14 protein-coding genes are annotated in these 18636 nt (G+C 72.6%); 10 read left to right on the forward strand and 4 right to left on the reverse strand.

Translation table 11 applies throughout. From position 1 onward, the window contains the following. Nucleotides 1-99 precede the first annotated feature (99 nt). The 7 genes from ACVGV0_RS10895 (at nt 100) to ACVGV0_RS10925 (ending at nt 11007) form a co-directional block, all read left to right on the forward strand. Nucleotides 100-1815: an MFS transporter gene (locus tag ACVGV0_RS10895; protein WP_459159742.1), complete on the forward strand. Its 1716-nt coding sequence runs from the start codon at nt 100-102 to the stop codon at nt 1813-1815. A gap of 133 nt (nt 1816-1948) precedes the next feature. Next, nucleotides 1949-5182 carry a formate dehydrogenase gene (fdh, locus tag ACVGV0_RS10900; RefSeq protein WP_459159743.1) on the forward strand — a complete coding sequence of 1078 codons (3234 nt, stop codon included), beginning with the start codon at nt 1949-1951 and terminating at the stop codon, nt 5180-5182. 2 nt (nt 5183-5184) lie between these two features. Next, nucleotides 5185-6069 carry a 4Fe-4S dicluster domain-containing protein gene (locus ACVGV0_RS10905; protein ID WP_459159982.1) on the forward strand — a complete coding sequence of 295 codons (885 nt, stop codon included), beginning with the start codon at nt 5185-5187 and terminating at the stop codon, nt 6067-6069. Continuing rightward, nucleotides 6066-7058: an NrfD/PsrC family molybdoenzyme membrane anchor subunit gene (gene nrfD / locus ACVGV0_RS10910; RefSeq protein WP_459159744.1), complete on the forward strand. Its 993-nt coding sequence runs from the start codon at nt 6066-6068 to the stop codon at nt 7056-7058. The genes ACVGV0_RS10905 and nrfD overlap by 4 nt, the downstream gene beginning before the upstream one ends. A gap of 572 nt (nt 7059-7630) precedes the next feature. Continuing rightward, complete coding sequence (locus ACVGV0_RS10915; protein WP_459159745.1) at nt 7631-8257, forward strand: transglycosylase family protein; 627 nt, start codon at nt 7631-7633, stop codon at nt 8255-8257. Between the two features lie 621 nt (nt 8258-8878). After that, on the forward strand, nt 8879-10294 hold the full coding sequence (locus tag ACVGV0_RS10920; RefSeq protein ID WP_459159746.1) for a DUF1727 domain-containing protein: 1416 nt from the start codon (nt 8879-8881) through the stop codon (nt 10292-10294). Next, on the forward strand, nt 10291-11007 hold the full coding sequence (locus ACVGV0_RS10925; protein ID WP_459159747.1) for a type 1 glutamine amidotransferase: 717 nt from the start codon (nt 10291-10293) through the stop codon (nt 11005-11007). Before ACVGV0_RS10920 ends, ACVGV0_RS10925 begins: the two co-directional genes overlap by 4 nt. Nucleotides 11008-11063: 56 nt before the next feature. Here ACVGV0_RS10925 and murJ read toward each other — a convergent pair whose 3' ends face one another. Further along, nucleotides 11064-12704 (reverse strand): murein biosynthesis integral membrane protein MurJ, encoded by a 1641-nt coding sequence (gene murJ, locus ACVGV0_RS10930; protein WP_459159748.1) that lies wholly within the window; start codon nt 12702-12704, stop codon nt 11064-11066. A 108-nt stretch (nt 12705-12812) separates the two neighbouring features. Next, nucleotides 12813-13286, reverse strand: a complete 474-nt coding sequence (locus tag ACVGV0_RS10935) for a DoxX family protein (RefSeq protein ID WP_459159749.1) — start codon at nt 13284-13286, stop codon at nt 12813-12815. Between the two features lie 175 nt (nt 13287-13461). Between ACVGV0_RS10935 and ACVGV0_RS10940 the strand changes: the two genes are divergently transcribed. Further along, the gene (locus ACVGV0_RS10940; RefSeq protein ID WP_459159750.1) at nt 13462-14259 is read left to right on the forward strand and encodes an SAM-dependent methyltransferase; all 798 of its coding nucleotides are present in this window, start codon (nt 13462-13464) and stop codon (nt 14257-14259) included. 71 nt (nt 14260-14330) lie between these two features. Here the strand turns inward: ACVGV0_RS10940 and ACVGV0_RS10945 are convergent, their stop codons facing one another. Continuing rightward, complete coding sequence (locus tag ACVGV0_RS10945; protein ID WP_459159751.1) at nt 14331-15305, reverse strand: aldo/keto reductase; 975 nt, start codon at nt 15303-15305, stop codon at nt 14331-14333. Between the two features lie 211 nt (nt 15306-15516). On the opposite strand from ACVGV0_RS10945, the gene ACVGV0_RS10950 reads away from it, so the two are divergent. After that, a complete protein-coding gene (locus ACVGV0_RS10950; RefSeq protein WP_459159752.1) occupies nt 15517-16140 on the forward strand; it encodes a TetR/AcrR family transcriptional regulator in 624 nt (207 codons plus the stop codon). A gap of 110 nt (nt 16141-16250) precedes the next feature. Here ACVGV0_RS10950 and ACVGV0_RS10955 read toward each other — a convergent pair whose 3' ends face one another. Continuing rightward, nucleotides 16251-17462 carry a YncE family protein gene (locus ACVGV0_RS10955; protein WP_459159753.1) on the reverse strand — a complete coding sequence of 404 codons (1212 nt, stop codon included), beginning with the start codon at nt 17460-17462 and terminating at the stop codon, nt 16251-16253. A gap of 404 nt (nt 17463-17866) precedes the next feature. Here ACVGV0_RS10955 and ACVGV0_RS10960 point away from each other — a divergent pair, with 404 nt between their 5' ends. Beyond that, the gene (locus ACVGV0_RS10960; RefSeq protein ID WP_459159754.1) at nt 17867-18586 is read left to right on the forward strand and encodes a DUF2278 family protein; all 720 of its coding nucleotides are present in this window, start codon (nt 17867-17869) and stop codon (nt 18584-18586) included. Nucleotides 18587-18636 lie beyond the last annotated feature (50 nt).

Below are 18636 nucleotides of genomic sequence, written 5' to 3' on the forward strand. Positions count from 1 at the left end.
TGAACGGGCGGGTGCAGGTCAATGGTGTTCAGCGTCATGAGTGACAGATGTCAGTCATGACATAACCTGGGGGTGCAAGCGACCGCAGAGGGAGGAACTTTGTCCATCGGATCCGGGATGGGCACGTCAGGCGCGAGCGGAGGGGAAGCGGCGCGGAACGCCGGTGAGCGCGCGGCGCTGGCCGAGGGCATCGACCTGCAGGTGTACCGCCACCGCTGGATCACCCTGCTCGTGCTGTGCCTCGCCCTGTCGGCGACCATGCTCGCCAACACGTCCCTGGGCGTGGCGCTGCCGTACCTGGCGCAGGACCTGCGGGCCTCCATGGCCCAGCAGCAGTGGTTCAACAACGCCTACGCGCTGGTGTTCGCCGGGCTGCTGTTCACCACCTCCGCGCTGGCCGACCGCTACGGCCGCAAGGGGATGCTGCAGGCCGGCATGGTGGTGTTCGGCCTCGCCTCGGCCTACGTGTGGCTGTTCGTCGACAGCAGCGCGGAGATGATCATCGCGCGCGGAGTGCTCGGCCTCGGCGCCGCCATGATCATGCCCGTGACGCTGTCGATCCTCACCAGCGTGTTCCCCAGCCACGAGCGGACCAAGGCGGTGAGCATGTGGGCGGCCGTCTCCGGCGGCGGCACCGCGCTCGGCCCCGTCCTCGCCGGGCTGCTGCTGGAGGTGTCGACCTGGCACGCCGTGTTCGCCATCAACATCCCCGTGGTGGCCGTCGGCGTGCTCGCCGGGATCCCCTACGTGCCCAAGCACCAGGGCAGCCGCGACGCCACGCTGGGCGGGATCGACGTTCCGGGCGCGGTCCTGTCCACCGCCGGCATCACCCTCGTGGTCTACGCGCTGATCCAGGCCCAGGAAGTCGGCTGGACGGCGCCGCTGACGTGGATCCTCGTGGCCCTCGGCCTGGTGCTCGTGGCGCTGTTCGTGCTCTGGGAACGCCGTGTCAGCGACCCGATGCTGGACATCTCGCTGTTCCGCAACACCGGGTTCTCCGCCGCGGCGGTGGCGTTGACGCTGGTGTTCTTCGCGATGGTCGGCGTGTTCTTCTCGCTGAGCCAGACGCTGATCCTCGTCTTCGGGTACTCACCGCTGACCGCCTCGGCGTCGATGCTGCCGATGAGCGTGGTCATGGTCCTCATCGCGCCGCAGGTGCCGAAGATCGTGCGCCGCTTCGGACCGCGCGCCACGATCGCCTCGGGCATGGTGCTGGCGGCCGCGGGCATGGCCGTGCTGAGCACGCTGGGCGTCGACTCCGGCTACCCGCACTTCCTGGCCGGGCTGGCGCTGACCTCGCTGGGCATGTCCGTGGCCATGGCCCCGGCCACCGACCAGCTCATGGCCAACGTGCCCCGGCACCGCGCCGGCATGGGATCGGCCACCAACGACGTCACCCGGGAAGTGGGCGCCTCGCTGGGCGTGGCCGTGCTCGGCAGCGTGCTCGGCAGCAGCTACGCCTCCCACCTGGGTGATGCGGTGGCCGGGCTGCCGCAGCGGCTGCAGGACTTGGCCAGCGAGTCCCTGCCGGGAGGGTTGGCCGTGGCGCAGCAGCTCGGCCAGCGGGGTCTGGCCCTGGCCGACAGGGTCGTGCACGCCTGGATGGACGGGTTGCACGTGGCCCACCTCGTCGGCGCCGGGCTGATCCTCGTGGCCGCGGCCGTCGCGTGGCTGTGGCTGCCCGTGCACGCCCCGGCCCAGGACGCCGCCCCCGACGAGGGCGGGGATGAGGCGGGATCCGGTGGTGCCGCCGCGGAGGCACCCGCCTCCGCGCAGCCGAGCGAGGAGGGCACGACCTCGTCCCCGCGCCCGTAGCGGCAGGACAGCTCCCCGCGCGGCGGAGAGCCCGCCGGTCCGCCCGGCGGGCTCTCCGCGTGTCGGGCTTGCACGGCTCCTTCCGGCGGGTTTCCCTTGGGGAACGAACGAGCCCTCGCATCGGGGAGCGGTCATGGTCGAGTGGTTGCGGTGGCCGGTGCTGCGCCAGCTCACCGGAGCGGATCCGCTCGGACGCGGCGCAGCGGCCCGCAGCAGCGGCACCGAGCACTGGCAGGCGCGCACCCAGCAGGCCGACGAGGTCGTGCGGTCGATCTGCCCCTACTGCGCCGTGGGCTGCGGGCAACGCGTCTACGTCCGCGACGGCCGGGTGTCCCAGATCGAAGGAGATCCGGATTCCCCCATCAGCCGCGGCCGCCTGTGCCCGAAGGGTTCGGCCAGCCGGGAGCTGGTCACCTCCCCGCGGCGGGAGACGCGCGTGCGCTACCGCCGTCCCCACGGCACCGAGTGGGAGGAGCTCGACCTCGACACGGCGCTGGACATGATCGCCGAGCGCGTGCTCGACACGCGGGAGGAGACCTGGCAGGAGCACGCCGAGGACGGCCACCGCGTGCGCCGCACCCTCGGCATCGCCAGCCTCGGCGGGGCCACGCTCGACAACGAAGAGAACTACCTGATGAAGAAGCTCTACACCGCGTTGGGCGCTCTTCAGGTGGAGAACCAGGCCCGCATTTGACACTCCTCCACGGTTCCCGGTCTGGGAGCCTCCTTCGGGCGCGGCGGCGCCACGACCTTCCAGCAGGACCTCGCCGAAGCGGACTGCATCGTGCTGCAGGGGTCCAACATGGCCGAAGCCCACCCGGTCGGGTTCCAGTGGGTGATGGAGGCCAAGCGCCGGGGAGCGCGGATCATCCACGTCGATCCGCGGTTCACCCGCACCTCGGCCATGGCCCACCGGCACGTGCCGCTGCGCGCCGGCAGCGACCTGGTCCTCCTCGGCGCGTTGATCCGCTACGTCCTGGAAAACCACCTGGACTTCCGGGAGTACGTGCTGGCCTACAGCAACGCGGCGATGATCGTGGGCGAGGACTTTGCCGACACCACCGAGCTCGACGGGCTGTTCTCCGGGTACGACCCCGAGCGCGGCGGTTACGACACGAGCAGCTGGGCCTACGAGCAGCACCGCGCCCCCTCGGCGGACTTCCCGTTCGACCGTGAGAACCCGGAGCGGGCCGGCTCGGGCGGGCCGACCTACCCGGCACCCGCGCGCACCGACCCGACGCTGCGGCACCCGCGGTGCGTCTACCAGCTGCTGCGCAAGCACTACGCCTCCTACACGCCGGAGCTGGTCGAGGAGGTCTGCGGCGTGCCGCGCGAGCGGTTCCTGGAGCTCGCCCGCGACATCGCGGCCAACTCCGGACCGGAGCGCACCACGGCCTACGTCTACTCGGTGGGCTGGACCCAGCACACCGTCGGCGTGCAGTACATCCGCGCCGCGTCGATCCTGCAGACGCTGCTCGGCAACATCGGCAGGCCGGGCGGCGGCATCATGGCGCTGCGCGGGCACGCCAGCATCCAGGGTTCGACCGACATCCCCACGCTGTTCAACCTGCTGCCGGGCTACATCCCGATGCCGCAGGCGGGCCAGCACGACGCCGACGTCGACGACTTCGTCACCGAGGCCGAGCACGCCCGCGGCTACTGGGCCAACCTGCGCTCCTACGTGGTGAGCATGCTGCGGGCCTGGTGGGGCGAGGCCGTCGGCCCGCACAACGACTTCGGCTTCGACCGGCTGCCGCGCACCACCGGCGACCACAGCACGTTCCGCACCGTCATCGACCAGATCGAAGGCCGGTGCAAGGGCTACTTCGTCGTCGGCGAGAACCCGGCCGTGGGCACCGCCAACGCGCGCCAGCAGCGGGCCGGACTGGCCAACCTGGACTGGCTGGTGGTCCGCGACCTCAACATGATCGAAACGGCCACCTTCTGGAAGGACGGCCCCGAAGTCCAGACCGGTGAGACCGACCCGGCCGGGATCGGCACCGAGGTGTTCTTCCTGCCAGCGGCCGCCCACACCGAGAAGGACGGCACGTTCACCAACACCCAGCGCCTGCTGCAGTGGCACCACAAGGCCGTCGAACCCACCGGGGACCAGCGCAGCGACCTGTGGTTCTTCTACCACCTGGGCCGCCGCCTCCGGCAGAAGCTGGCCGCGCGGCAGGGCGGGGAGCAGCCGCGCGAGCGCGACCGGCCGCTCCTCGAGCTCACCTGGGACTACCCCGTGGAGGGAGCGCTGGCCGAACCGAGCGCGGAAGCGGTGCTCGCCGAGATCAACGGCACCGACGAGGCGGGCGCGCCGCTGTCGAGCTACACCGAGCTGCGGGAGGACGGCTCGACCCGGTGCGGCTGCTGGATCTACTGCGGCGTGTACGCCGACGGGGTCAACCAGGCGGCGCGGCGCAAACCCGGCCGGGAGCAGTCCCGCGTCGCCCCCGAGTGGGGTTGGGCGTGGCCGCTGAACCGGCGGATCCTGTACAACCGCGCCTCGGCCGCCCCCGACGGGCAGCCGTGGAGCAGCCGCAAGGCCTACGTGTGGTGGGACGCCGGGCGAGGGGAGTGGACCGGTCACGACGTGCCGGACTTCGTGCGGACGAAGCCGCCGGACTACGTGCCCGACGAGGACCGCACCGGGCCGGCCGGGCTCGGCGGGGCCGACCCGTTCGTGATGCACAGCGACGGGCGCGCCTGGCTGTACGCCCCGGCGGGCGTGGTCGACGGGCCGCTTCCCACGCACTACGAACCGCAGGAGTCCCCCGTGGACAACGCGCTGCACCCGAACCGGGCGAGCAATCCCGCCCGGCAGACCCTGCTGCGCCCGGAGAACCCGTACCACCCCTCCGGCAGCGCCGCGGGCAGCGCGGTCTTCCCGCACGCGTTCACCACGTTCCGGCTGACCGAGCACCACACCGCCGGCGGCATGAGCCGGTGGCTGTCGGTGCTGTCGGAACTGGCCCCCGGCATGTTCTTCGAGATCTCGCCGGAACTGGCCGCCGAGGTCGGCCTGGTGCAGCGCGACTGGGCCACGGTCGTCACCGCGCGCAGCGCGGTCGAGGGCAGGGTCCTGGTCACCTCCCGCATCCGGCCGCTGCGCGTCGGCGGCCGCACCGTGCACCAGATCGGCATCCCGTGGCACTGGGGACCGAACGGACTCACGGTCGGTGATGCGGCCAACGAGCTCATCAGCGTGGCGCTGGATCCGAACGTGCACATCATGGAGACCAAGGCGGGCACCTGCGACCTCCGCCCGGGACGCCGTCCGCAGGGTCGCGAGCTGCTCCGCCTCGTCGCCGAATACCGCCGCCGGGCCGGGCTGGAACCGGATCCGGCGCACCGAGGAGAAGGGCGGTGAGCATGAATCGCCTCAGCGGGCCGCTCGACGACCCAGCCGCCGAAGCCGGTTACGCCGACCACCCGCAGCGGGTCGGGTTCTTCACCGACACCAGCGTGTGCATCGGCTGCAAGGCCTGCGAAGTCGCCTGCAAGGAGTGGAACCTGCTACCCGCCGAGGACGGCGACGTGCTCGGCATGTCCTACGACAACACCGGCGAGCTCAGCGGGACCACGTGGCGGCACGTCGCCTTCGTCGAGCAGCGCGTGCCCGAAGCGGCCGCCGCGCCGGTGCAGCTGGGCATGCCGGGCATGGGCGCGGACTCGGAGTCGGGGGAGTCGATCCGCTGGCTGATGTCCTCGGACGTGTGCAAGCACTGCACGCACGCCGCCTGCCTGGACGTGTGCCCCACGGGTGCGCTGTTCCGCAGCGAGCACGGCACGGTGGTGGTCCAGGACGACGTGTGCAACGGCTGCGGCTACTGCGTGCCCGCCTGCCCCTACGGCGTGATCGACATGCGCGGCGACACGGGTGGCGCGGCCAAGTGCACGCTGTGCCAGGACCGGCTCGGGGCGGGGCAGGAACCGGCCTGCGCCACCGCGTGCCCCACCGAGTCCATCCAGTACGGCCCGCTCGACGAGCTGCGCGAGCGGGCCCAGCAGCGGGTCGACGAGCTGCACGAGCAAGGGGTGAGCAGCGCGCGGTTGTACGGCCACGACCCCGAGGACGGGGTGGGCGGCGACGGTGCGTTCTTCCTGCTGCTCGACGAGCCCGAGGTGTACGGCCTGCCGCCGGATCCCGTGGTGACCACGCGGGACCTGCCGTCGATGTGGCGCCACGCCGCCGCCGCGGCGGCCGCGACGGCCGCTGTGATCGCGGGATGCTTCGTCGGGAGGAGGGCGCGGTGACCGGCGCACCCGCGAACAGCAGCCGCTCCGACGCCGGGGGCGTGGACGGGAGCGAGGCCGGCTCCTACTACGGAAGGCCGATCATCAAGGAACCGGTGTGGAAGGTCCCGGACGTGCCCGCGTACCTCTACCTCGGCGGGATGGCCGGAGCCGCGTCGACGATGGCGCTGGCCGCGGAGATCACCTCCCGGCCCGATCTGGTCCGCGTCGGGCGGCTGGCCGCGGCTGCGGGTTCCGCGGCCAGCGTCGGCGCGCTGGTGCACGACCTCGGCCGGCCGCACCGGTTCCTCAACATGCTGCGGGTGTTCAAACCGACCTCCCCGCTGAGCGTGGGCTCGTGGATCCTGGCGCCGTTCTCCGGGCTGGCCTCCGCTGCGGCCGCCAGCGAGGTCACCGGCCTGCTGCGCGGGCCGGGAGGGGCTGCGGGCGTGCTCGCGGGGGCGCTCGGACCGGCGATGACGACCTACACCGCGGTGCTGCTGTCCGACACGGCCGTGCCCGCCTGGCACGCCTGCTACCGCGGTCTGCCGTTCGTGTTCGCCGGCAGCGCGGTCTCCAGCGCCGGGGCGGTGGCGCTGTGCGCCGTGCCGCCGGGGGGAGCCGCACCGGCCCGGCGGATGGCGCTGGCCGGTGCGGCGGTCGAGCTCACCGCGGGTGAGGTCATGCGGCGCGAGGCCGGCTTCGCCGGTGAGCCGCTGCGGCAGGGCCGTTCGGGAGCGGCTCTGCGGGCCGCGCGGGTGGCCACCGGGCTCGGAGCGCTGGCCGCGCTGCGGTCCCGGCGCGGTGGGCGGCTCTCCGCGGTGGTGGCCGGCGCGTGCCTGACGGCCGCGGCGGCTGCGACGCGCTACGGGATCTTCGAGGCCGGTCGGGTTTCCGCGCGCGATCCGCGCTACACCGTCGAACCGCAGCGCGGCCGCGGCGGGAGCACCGCGCTGCGCCCCGACCGAACCGGGCAGCCGGACGGCAGCCGGACTCGCGGAACGGCCTGAGCCCCGTTCGGAAACGTCCTCACCGGGGTGGCCGCGAGCGGAGGAGACGGGGTGCGGGCGGCGGACCGGCGCCCCGTGTGTCAATGTCGTTCGCCTCTTCAGTGAAGAGTGAAATTATCTGCGGGCGTTCCGATCACGGCACGATCACGGAACGGCTGCGAAGGCGCTGAGATCGACTCGGCTGAAGCGGCGCCGGCGATCGCTCCCACGGAGTGCGTGCGCGCTGCCGCGCTGCGTGATGCGAAAAGAAACAGGTGTGGTGGTGTGGTTCACACCTGGCAAGATCGAGTTCTTTCCGGCGCGATCTTTTTCGTCGTCTCGTGCCCAGGAAAAATGAGATCAATCGTGAGCGATCGTGCGCGTGTTTCTATGACGAGGGCCACTCGCTGAGAATTTTGGCGCGCCGCGACTCACTCCGTAGCGTGATGCCTGGCCGGTTTCCCCGAGCCGGCCGTGAGCAAAGATCCGGAAATGCGCAGCGCCGAACCCTGCCGGCGGATTTCCCACCCCCGAGATCGTGCAAGGAGCAGGGGCGAGGTCGCACTCGCAGGCGCCACTGGAGAGAAGAGACCATGCCGAACAATCGCACTACTCGCAACATCGCGCGTGTCGCCCTGACCGGTGCCGCTGTGGCCGCTCCGTTCGCCCTGACCCTGCCCGCGGCGAACGCGGCCTCGGACGCCACCTGGGACGCCGTGGCGGAGTGCGAGAGCGGCGGCGACTGGAGCATCAACACCGGTAACGGCTACTACGGCGGCCTGCAGTTCAACCAGTCCACCTGGGAGGGCTACGGCGGTACCGAGTACGCGTCGAACGCCGCCGACGCCACCCGCGAACAGCAGATCGCCGTGGCCGAGCGGGTGCTGCAGGCGCAGGGCCCCGGTGCCTGGCCCGTGTGCAGCCAGGAAGCCGGACTCACCGCCGGCGGTGGCCTGGAGAACCAGGACGTCTCCTCCGGCTCCGGGGAGGCCGAGGCCGAGGCCCAGACCGAGACGCAGGAGTCCGCCGAGGCCCAGTCCGCGCCCGCTGAGCAGCCCGCCCAGCAGAGCTCCGGCGACGAGCACACCGTCCAGAAGGGCGACACCCTCGGCAGCATCGCCCAGCAGTACGGCGTGAACTGGCGGGACGTGTTCGAGCAGAACCGCGAGGTGCTCGACAACCCGAACCTGATCCTGCCGGGTCAGCAGCTGGCCGTCTGATCACCGAGACGGGGCACGACTCGCCCGGTGCGCGCACCGGGCGCTCCCCGGGGACCCCGCCTGCCTCTCTCCGGCGGGGTCCCCGGCTCCGTGCCGCCGGTCCCTCATAACCGCGGCCGGCGCCACGCCGACAGCACGTCCCACAGCGTCCAGACCAGTGCCGCCAGCACGAACGCGGCCAGCACCAGCACCAGCACCACCACGGTTCCCCTCCCCCCGAAACTCGCGCTCCCGCGCTGCGCTCCGTCACCTCCGAGGTTCGGACACGACCGCGCTGATCGCCCGTCAGCGTGACCCGGCGACTCCCGCCCCGGCGGGAGACGTCCGCCTCGCGCGCCGGCATCCGCCCGGCGCACGCGCCTGCTCCCGCGGCAGTCAACATCGCAGTGTGACGCTGCTCGCCTGATCCGCCCGAAAAGCGGGAAATCCCTGCTCGGGTCGTCGTGTCCGGTCCGGCAGCGCTCCGCGCCCCCGCAGCGGTCGCCTGATCGTCGGGCTGGCACGCCCGTGTCGGGCCACACTGGCCGCAATGCGACCGCCGAACACCCGCGGTGTCCTCCGTGTCCCGGCCCGCCGGTCGCAGCAGTGCAAATGGGGACGGCTGCCCGAGGGGAGCCTCGAATGACAGACCGAGCACGGGACCGAACCTCGCGCGGCGCGCTCGGCACCGGTGCCCGGGGTGAGACCTCGCGGGAGGGCGAGCAGGCCGTTCCGAGCCCCGCGCCGCCCTCCGAACCGTCGACACCGGCCCCGTCGCGGCCGCCCGAGCAGGCGCCCGAGCACCGCGAGTGGCGCGTCGTCCCGGCGCGCCGCCGCACCGACCCGCGCACCGCGCTCGCCGTCCAGCTCGGCCGCGCCACCGCGCTGCTGTCCCGCCTGACCCGCTTCGGCAGCGGCGGCATGATCGGCGGCCGCGTGGCGCTGACCGTGCAGCCCGACCTGCTGCGGCGGTTGAGCCGCGCGCGGCGCGTGGTCATGGTCACCGGCACCAACGGCAAGACCACCACCACGCAGCTCACCGCCGAGGCGCTGCGCTCGCTGGCACCGGCCGTCAGCAACGCCACCGGGGCGAACATGCCCGACGGGCACGTGACCGCCCTGATGAGCAACCGCCGCGCCCCGTTCGCCGCGCTGGAGGTCGACGAGCTGCACCTGGCGCGGGTGACCGAGCAGATCGAACCCGCGGTGATCGTGCTGCTCAACCTCAGCCGCGACCAGCTCGACCGCGTCGGCGAGGTCCGCACCGTCGCCGCCAGCCTGCGCCGCGCCCTCGAACGCGCGCCGAACACGCGGGTCATCGCCAACCGCGACGACCCGAACATCGTGCTGGCCGTGGCCGAGCACGACGCGGTCACCTGGGTCGCCGCCGGGGTGCACTGGCGCGACGACGCGTGGAACTGCCCCCGCTGCGGCACGTTCCTCGGCGAACTCGACGAGGCGTGGGAATGCGTGTGCGGGCTGCGCCGGCCGGAAGCCGACTGGAGCGTGACCGACCGCGGCGTCGTCGGCCCCGAGGGGGCCGAGCACTCGCTCGACCTGCGGCTGCCCGGACACGTCAACCGCGTCAACGCCACCTTCGCGCTGGCCGCGGGCGCGGAGCTCGGCGGTGACGAGGACGCCATGCTGGGCCGCATCCGCACCATGCACCAGGCCAGCGGCCGCTACGGCGTCGTGCGGCTGGCCGGCCGCCGCGCGCGGCTGCTGCTGGCGAAGAACCCCGCCAGCTGGCTGGAGATGCTGCACCTCGTCGCCGAGAACGACCGGCCGCTGCTGCTCGTGGTCAACAGCAGGGAAGCCGATGGGCACGACGTGTCGTGGCTGTGGGACGTCGACTTCGGCCTGCTGGCCGGCCGAACGGTGTGGGTCAGCGGTGAACGCGCCTACGACGTGGCCGTGCGGCTGCGCTACGCGGGCGTGACCTGCAACGTGGCCGGCAGCCCGCACCAGGCGCTGAGCGCCGTTCCCGGCGACGAGCCGGACGTGCTCGCCAACTACACCGCGTTCCGCGATCTGCTCGCGCACAAGGGGGCCGCATGACCGTGCGCATCGCCTTCGTCCTGCCGGACCTGCTCGGCACCTACGGTGACCGGGGCAACGTGCTGGTGCTCACGCAGCGGCTGGCCTGGCGCGGCCTCGATGCCGAGACCGTCACCGTGCACTCCTCGGCGGCCGAAGTGCCCGGCCAGTGCGACCTGTACCTGCTGGGCGGGGGGGAGGACGTGGCGCAGGTCGCCGCGGTGCGCGTGCTCACCCGCGGCCCCGGGCTGCGCCACGCCGCCGAGCGCGGAGTACCCGTGCTCGGCGTCTGCGGCGGGTTCCAAGTGCTCGGCACCAGTTTCGTCACCGGCGACGGCATGCGCCACGAAGGGCTCGGCCTCGTCGACGCCAGCACCGAGCCCGGTGCCGGCCGGTCCATCGGCGAGATCACCACCGAGTGCACGCTGCCCGGGGTCGGCACGCTGACCGGTTTCGAGAACCACCTCGGCCGCACCGCACTCGGTCCGGACTCCCAACCGCTCGGACGGCTGAGCAGCGGCATCGGCAACGGCGACGGGGTCGCGGAAGGAGCGGTGCAGGGGCACGTGGTGTGCACCTACCTGCACGGCCCGGTGCTCGCGCGCAACCCGGCGCTGGCCGACCTGCTGCTGGAGTGGGCCCTCGGCGAACCGCTCGAACCGGTCGAGGAACCCGCGGAGATCGCCGCGCTGCGCGAGGAGCGGATGCACCGGCCCGCGCGGCAGCGCAAGTGAGGGAGCTCGCGGATCGGTTGGTGCAGCGGCCGAGCGCTGCGGTGCGGTCGGCGCTGCTACCCGCCGCGGCCGAGCACCGACCGCACCCGCCGCAGCACCGGCTTCAGCTCCGGCGCCCGCACCAGCGCCAGCAGCCCCAGCGCCACCGCGCCGACGACGAGCGTGTGCACCACCAGCGCCACCCACGCCTCCGGGATCGCCCCGAGGGAGGCGGTGGCGGGGCCCAGCGCCGCCATCGCGCCGAGCGAGGCGGCGCAGGCCACCACCGTCACCGCCGTCGTGCGCACCAGGCTCGGCACGATCCCCGCGGTGCGCATCCCGCCCATCCGCCGGCGCAGCCACACCTGGCCGAGCACCGCCGAGCACAGGAAGCTCACCGACATCGCCGCCGCCGCACCGATGACCACCTCCTCCGGCGGCAGCAGCACCAGGCAGGCCGCGCACAGCGCGGCCCGCACGACCACGCTGACGAGGTTGATCCACGTGGGCGTGCGGGCGTCCTTGAGCGCGTAGAACGCGCGCATCTGCAGCATGGTCACCGCGTACGGGGCGATGCCCAGCGCTGCCGCGGCCAGCGCCATGCCCAGCCGGTCGGCCGCGGCCACCCCGCTGGCGCCGAGCGAGAAGAACGCGACGCCGATCGCCGGACCGGCCACGACCATCAGCCCGCTGATCGGCACGAGCAGCAGCGAGCTCATCCGCGTTCCCAGCGACAGGTCGGCGACGAACCCGGGCGCGTCCCGGTTGGCCGCGGCCCGGCTGATCCGCGGCATGAGCGCGGTCAGCAGCGACACCCCCAGCACCCCGTAGGGCACCTGCGACAGCAGCCACGCGTAGTTGAACGTGGTCACGCTGCCCGGGGTTCCGTGCGCGGCCACCCGGATCACCGCGATCATGCCGAGCTGGCTGACCGTCGTGTAGGCCAGCACCCAGCCGCCCAGCGCGCCGAACTCGGCCAGCCGGTGGTCCCACCCCCAGCGCCACCGGTAGCGGAACCCCGTGCGGCGCAGCGCCACCGCCATGATCGAGCACTGCACGGCGATACCGCTCATCGTGCCCAGCCCGAGCACCAGCAGCTTCGGTTCGCCCATCTCCACCGGGTTCGTCGAGATCTCACCGGGCGCGGCCAGGTAGGCCGCCATCGTCAGCAGCAGCACGACGTTGTTGGCCACCGGCGCCCAGGCCGGTGTGGCGAACACCCCGCGGGTGTTGAGCACGGCCTGCAGCAGCGCCGACAGGCCGTAGAAGACGAGGCCCGGCAGCAGCAGGTAGGCGAACGCCGTGGTTAGCGCCGAGTTCGCGCGGCTGTCGGTGCCCAGGTACAGCTGCGTCAGCGCCGGGGCGAGCAGCACCGCCAGCACGGCGGTCACCAGCAGGACCACCGTGGCCATGGTGATCATCCACTGGGCGTAGGCCTCGCCGGCGCGGTCCCCGTCCCGCTGGGCGCGTACCAGCAGCGGCACGGCGATGCTGGTGAGCACCCCGCCGAGCACCAGTTCGTTGACGACGGTCGGCAGCGTGTTGGCGACGGTGTAGGAGTCGTGCACCACGCCGATGCCCAGCACCGTCGCCAGCAGCACCTTCGCTGCCAGGCCGCTGACGCGGCTGGTGGCGGTGGCCACGGCCATCGCGCTGCTCGCCCGCGCCAGCGACGGTCCCCGGGCTCGGTTCCCGGCTGTCTCGGCCTGGTCGACCACGTTCTCTCCCGGCGCGCACGGTGGACGGAGCGCTTCGACCCTGCCACGGATGACCACCGCCCGCTCGCCACCGCGCGGCGTGGTGAGCGGAACGCGGGAGGTGCTCGGCTACCGGCCCGCTCCCGGTGGCTGGTCGCCCGCGCCGGCGCGCGGGTCGGCGCGGGCGTGCCTGTCGGCCCGCCCGCCGCGGCGGCGGAACAGGCCGTGGTCCAGCGACCACCGCCCTCCGCCGAAGCCCAGCGCGAGGGTGGCCACGCCGAGGACGAGGACCAGCTCGACCCCGTCCGGCACGAACAATCCCTGCCCCGCGTGGACGAACAGCGCCGCCCCGGCCATGTCCACCGCCACCGCGACGCCCACCAGCGGCAGCAGCAGTCCGAGGACGAGCAGCACCCCGCCGACCAGTTCCACGACCGCGGCGAACCAGGCGGCCGCGGTGGGGCTGGGCACCCCCATCCCGCGGAAGCTCTCCGCGGTTCCCGCGATTCCCCAGTCGACGAACTTCTGCCAGCCGTGCGCGATGAGCACCACGCCGATGCCCACCCGTGCGACCAGGGCGAACAGATCCCGAAGGGTGTGCATGGCGGCCTCCCGCGGCGTCTCGGGGCGGGCACCATTCTCGCCGCTCGCTGCCGGTGCGGCAGTGCGCACCGCGGGTGGTGCCGCGATCGGGCGGGAACGAATCGGTCTCGGCGGCGCTGCTCGCGCACCGTTGCCGCTACGCTGTGCCGGCAGCGGAAAGACGTGGGAGGTGTTCGTGTCCGATTCGTGGGTGCCCGACGGCATCGACTTCAACCAGCCGAGCCCCGCTCGGATGTACGACTACTACCTCGGCGGCGCGCACAACTTCGAGGTCGACCGGAAGGCGGCCGAGCGCGCCATCGCCACCATGCCGTTCACCGAAACAGGAGCGCAGGTCAACCGGGCGTGGCTCGGGCGGGCCGTGCGCGACCTCGTGGCGCGGGGGGTGCGGCAGTTCCTCGACCTCGGTTCCGGGGTGCCGACGGTCGGCAACGTCCACGAGATCGCCCAGCGCGACGAGCCGAGCTGCCGCGTCGTCTACGTCGACATCGACCCGGTCGCCACGGCGCACACCTCCCGCATGCTCGCCGGCAACCCGCTGGCCGGAGTGGTGCGGGCGGACATGTGCGATGTGGACGCCGTCCTCGACGGGGCCTCGGCCCACCTCGACTGGAACCGGCCGGTGGCGCTGCTGGTCTCGGCGGTGCTGCACTTCGTGCCGGACGAGCGCCGCCCCGGCGACGTGCTCGCGCGCTACCGGGAGCGCATGGTTCCCGGCAGCTACCTCGCCCTGTCGCACATGAGCCGCTCCGGCCTGCCGCCGGAGGAGGTCGCGCAGTTCACCGATGTCTACCGCTCCACCGCCCGGCCGGTCGTGCTGCGCGAACGCGACGAGATCGAATCGCTGCTGGCCGGTTTCACACCGGTGGAGCCGGGACTGGTGCGCGTGCCGCTGTGGCACCCCGAGCGGGAGCCGGCGCCGGCCGACGAGGACTTCCCCGGATTCGCGGTCGTGGCGCGCAAGGACGGCTGAAGGCCCCCGGGAACGGTTGAAGGCCCGGAGCCGCGCACGGCGCTGCTCCGGGCCTTCCGGGAACGGCGGCCTCAGACCACGCCCTCGGGGGCGGCGCCTTCGATGGAGACCGCATCGGCGGTCAGCCGTTCGATCTCGGCGAGGTCGTCCGCGCTGAGGTCGATGTCGGCGGCCGCGAGGCTGTTCTCGATGTTGCGGGCGCTGCGCGCGCCGACGATCGCCACGTGCACGCCCCGCTGGGCCAGCACCCAGGCGATGGCCAGCTGGCTGACGGAGTGGCCGCGGGCGGCGGCGAACTCGGACAGCCGGTCGACCACGGTGAGGTTGCGCCGCAGCGTCTCGCCCGAGAACGCCGAGGACTGCGCGCGCCAGTCCGCGTCCTCGAAGGTGCTCCCGGTGGTCATCCGGCCGGTCAGCAGCCCGCTGGCCAGCGGGCTGTAGGCGAGCACGCCGATGTCGTGCTCGCGGGTGTAGGGCAGCACCTCGTCCTCGATGCCGCGGCGGAACAGGTGGTACGGCGGCTGCAGCGTCTCCACCGGCCGCGTGCGGTCGAACTCGGCCATCTGCGCGACGGTGTAGTTGGAGACGCCGACGTGGCGGATCTTGCCCTCGTCGACGAGCTCCTGCAGCGCCGCGGCGGTTTCCTCGGCCGGCGTCTGCTCGTCCGGCCAGTGCACCTGGTACAGGTCGATGTGGTCGAGCTTGAGCGCGCGCAGGCTCGACTCGACCCCGTCGCGCAGGAAGTCGCGGCGCGCGTCGCGGGGACGCTCACCGCCGGGGTTGACCCCGCCCTTGGTGGCGATGACGAGGTCGTCGCGGTTGCGGTCGAGCTCCGCGCGCAGCGCCTTGGCCAGCACTTCCTCGGACTTGCCGAAGCCGTAGGCCTGGGCGGTGTCGAAGAAGTTGACGCCGAGCTCCCGGGCGTGGCGAATGGCGGTGATCGCGCCGTCCTCGTCGAAGGACCCCCACTCGCCGCCGAGTTGCCAGGTACCGAAGGCGATCCGGGAGACCTCCAGTCCGGTCCTGCCCAGGGTGATGGTCCGCATGCGTGTCTCCTCCGCGGGGTGATCGATGCAGTGCTCCGGTTCCGCCGGAGGGTTCCCCGCTGGTGCTCCGTCCAACCGCGCGGTCGGCGGGCGAACGGAGTCTCCGGCGGCGCGTTCAGAGTAGCAACTGCAACACATCTGTTGCAGATAAGGGTTAATTCAGCACGATCGTGTACAATTCGACATTCCCGGAGCGGAAACGAGGTGCCCGATGGTGCGTGCGGACGCGGAGCGGACCGCGCAGGCGGTGCTGGAGGCGGCCGAGCGCGTCCTCAGCGCCGATCCCACCGCCACGATGGAGCGCATCGCCGAAGCCGCCGGGGTCGCCCGCACCACGGTGCACCGCCGCTTCGCCAGCCGCGAGGCGCTCGTCGACGCGATGGTCGGCTGGGCCGCCCGCCGCTTCTCCGGGGCCGTCGACGCCGCGCGGCCCGAGAGCGCACCACCCCTCGTCGCGCTGTACCAGGTGACCGTCAACCTCCTCGAGGTCAAGATCGGTTGGGGCTACGCCGTGGAGCGCATGGACGTCTCGAGCGATCCGGAGGTGCAGCGGCTCCGCGACGAGGTGCAGCGCCGGTGCGGCGCGCTGTTCCAGCGCGCCCGGCAGGCCGGTGTGCTGCGCGCGGACTGCGAACGTGACTGGACGCGCCGGGCGTACTTCGCGCTGCTGTGCGAGGCCGCGGACGAGGGGCGGTACGGCGGCGACGTCGACGCGCTGTCCACCCGCGTCGTCGACACCCTGCTGCGCGGGCTGGGCACCGACGGGCTGGGCACCGACGGGCTGGGGACCGGCGGGTTGGGGACCGGCGGGTTGGGCACCGACGGACCGGGGTGAGCCGCGCTCGCCGGTGCGGCCCCGGTGCCGCAGCGGCGAGCGCGGCGCCCCGCGCCACCCACCTGCTGCGCCCTCCGGCAGGGCGCCGGAGGGCGGCGGAGGGGATCCGGCTACCGGATGCTGCTGGTGTGGCCCAAGGAGTACCGACCGGGCTGGGGCACGTAGGTCAACCCGTGCGGGCCGTTGCCCACGGGGATGCGCTCGATCAGCTCACCGGTGGCGGTGTCGAGGACGTAGACCTCGCTGTCGTAGCGCCCCGTGAGCCACAGCTGCGAACCGTCGGTGGACAGCGCGCCCATGTCCGGGCTGGCGCTGCCCGGGATCTGCCACTTGTCGATCTCCTCGCGCGAGTTCGCGGTGAGGACGCTGACGCTGCCCTCGCCGCGGTTGGTCACGAACATCCGCTTCGCATCCCGGGAGAAGTAGATCCCGTGCGCTCCCGATCCGGTCGGGATGAAGTCGCGGTACTGCATGGCGTCACCGCTGAAGCGGTAGATGCCGCCCGCGACCATGTCGGCGACGTAGAAGGTCTTCCCGTCCGGCGACAGCCGGGTGTCCTGCGGTTTGCCGCCCGCCGTGACCGGCAGGTCGAACTGCTTGATCACCCGGCGGTTCGCGACGTCGAGCGTGATCATCCTGTTGGCGAACTCGCAGGCGATCAGGGCGCGCTTGCCGTCGGCGGTGAAGTCCATGTGGTTCACACCGCCGCACTCGGGGACGGGCAGGCTGCCCTGCTTCTGCCAGGTCTTCGGGTCGTAGAAGTCGAGGCGCTTGTAGGCCTCCGCGACGACGACGGCCGACTTCCCGTCCGGGGTGAAGTACAGGTTGTACGGGTCCTGCACCGGGATCGGATCTCCCGGTTCGCCCGTCTTCGGGTCGATGGGCGTCAGCGACCCGCCGGGCACCTTGTCGGCCGCGGCGTAGAGCGTGCGCATGTCGTAGGAGGGAACCACGTGCTGGGGTTCGTCCCCGGCGGGGAACGTGTTGATGACCTCGAACGTCTTCGGGTCGATGACCGAGACGGTGTCGTCGCGGCTGTTCGGCACGTACACGAGCTCCCGGGCCGCGCGCATCGGTTCGCTGAGCTGGTCGGCCCGCGTCGTGGAGGCGTAGATGTTCCCCGGGTCCTCGTTCGGCGGCATGCCCGGCAACCGCGAAGCGGCCTCCTCGCCCGGGGAGTGCGCGCCCTGGTCGGAGTGCTCGTCGCCGGGGGCGGAGAGCTGACCGTGCTCGCTGTTGAGGACGGGTTCGCCGGCGCATCCCGCCAGCACCGAGGTGGTCGTCAGAATTCCCGCGCACAGGCTCAAGATCTTCGTCCGCACGGCGCAAACGCTATCTCCGCGCAGGACTGCGGGCAGCGGAGCGCGCGCCTGCGCCGGCGCGGCGAGGATCTCGCCGGGGACCGCTTGCCGCGATGCGGGGATGCAGGAGCGGCGGGCGCTCGCACGAAGCGTGACGGCCCGTCGTCCCCGCCGGGTGCGGGCGGGCCTCGATCGTGGGGCGTCCACACCATCGAGTAGTTCACCGCCGTGATCGTCGCGCGCGGAGCGCTGAAACCCCCGTGAACGCCACCGCGCGCACGGATGACGACGGGCGGGCGGGCGGGTCAAATGATCACCGGAGGTGTTGCCTCCCGCGGTCGAGCACGTCCACTGTGTTCGGGGCAATTGATCGAAGCGACGCCCCGGCTCGCAGGGGGCGTGCGACGGGGGAGGAGCGAAGCGCCATGCCGCTGCAGTCGTACGGGGTCCTGACGGCCCGAGTCGTGGACACGCGCCGCGAGGGCGGTTCCGATGACACGCCGCACTACCAGATCCACCTCACCGACGACGCGGGAACGCACTACCGCGCCGCCGTCAACGTCAAGTCGGCGCAGCCGCCGTGGGAGTTGCTGTACTTCGCCGCCGACGACTTCCGGCACCCGCTGACCGCGCACCTGCCCGAGGCGGGGTCGGGGTGGAACGCCCTGCCGTCGCAACCGGACGGGGCGAGCTTGGACTACGTCCGCGCGGACCTGGTGCGGCGGGAGCAGATGCGGCCCGTGCCGGCCGAGGCCGACGGCCCCGGCAACGACCTGGCCGACTTCCTGGACCACCACGTGCACCGCGCGAAGCAGGACCCCGCGGCGCACGCCTACGTGTTCGGCGAGCCCTGGGGCCCCGAGGAGGAGCCGGACGAGGTGTTCGGGTTCCAGCCGGGCAACGGGGTGCACAGCGTGCACATGAACCAGGGCAACAGCGAGGAGTACCGCGACGACAACGGCGTGTGGCAGGACGGCGGGCTGCTGCTGCACTTCGCCGGCGAGGACCGCTGGGTGGCCATCTTCCTCGCGTTCCAGAGCCAGGCGTGGCGCACCGACGACGAGACCGGGCACCCCCTCGAAGGAGCGGGCGCGCGATCGGAGGCGGAGGAGAGCCCGGCGGAAGGATCGACGATCGTCTCCTGACCTCTCCGGCCGCTGCTGGTCCGAACGGCGCGAGCCCGCCGGGAGCACCG

It is taken from the genome of Salinifilum ghardaiensis (assembly GCF_054491345.1).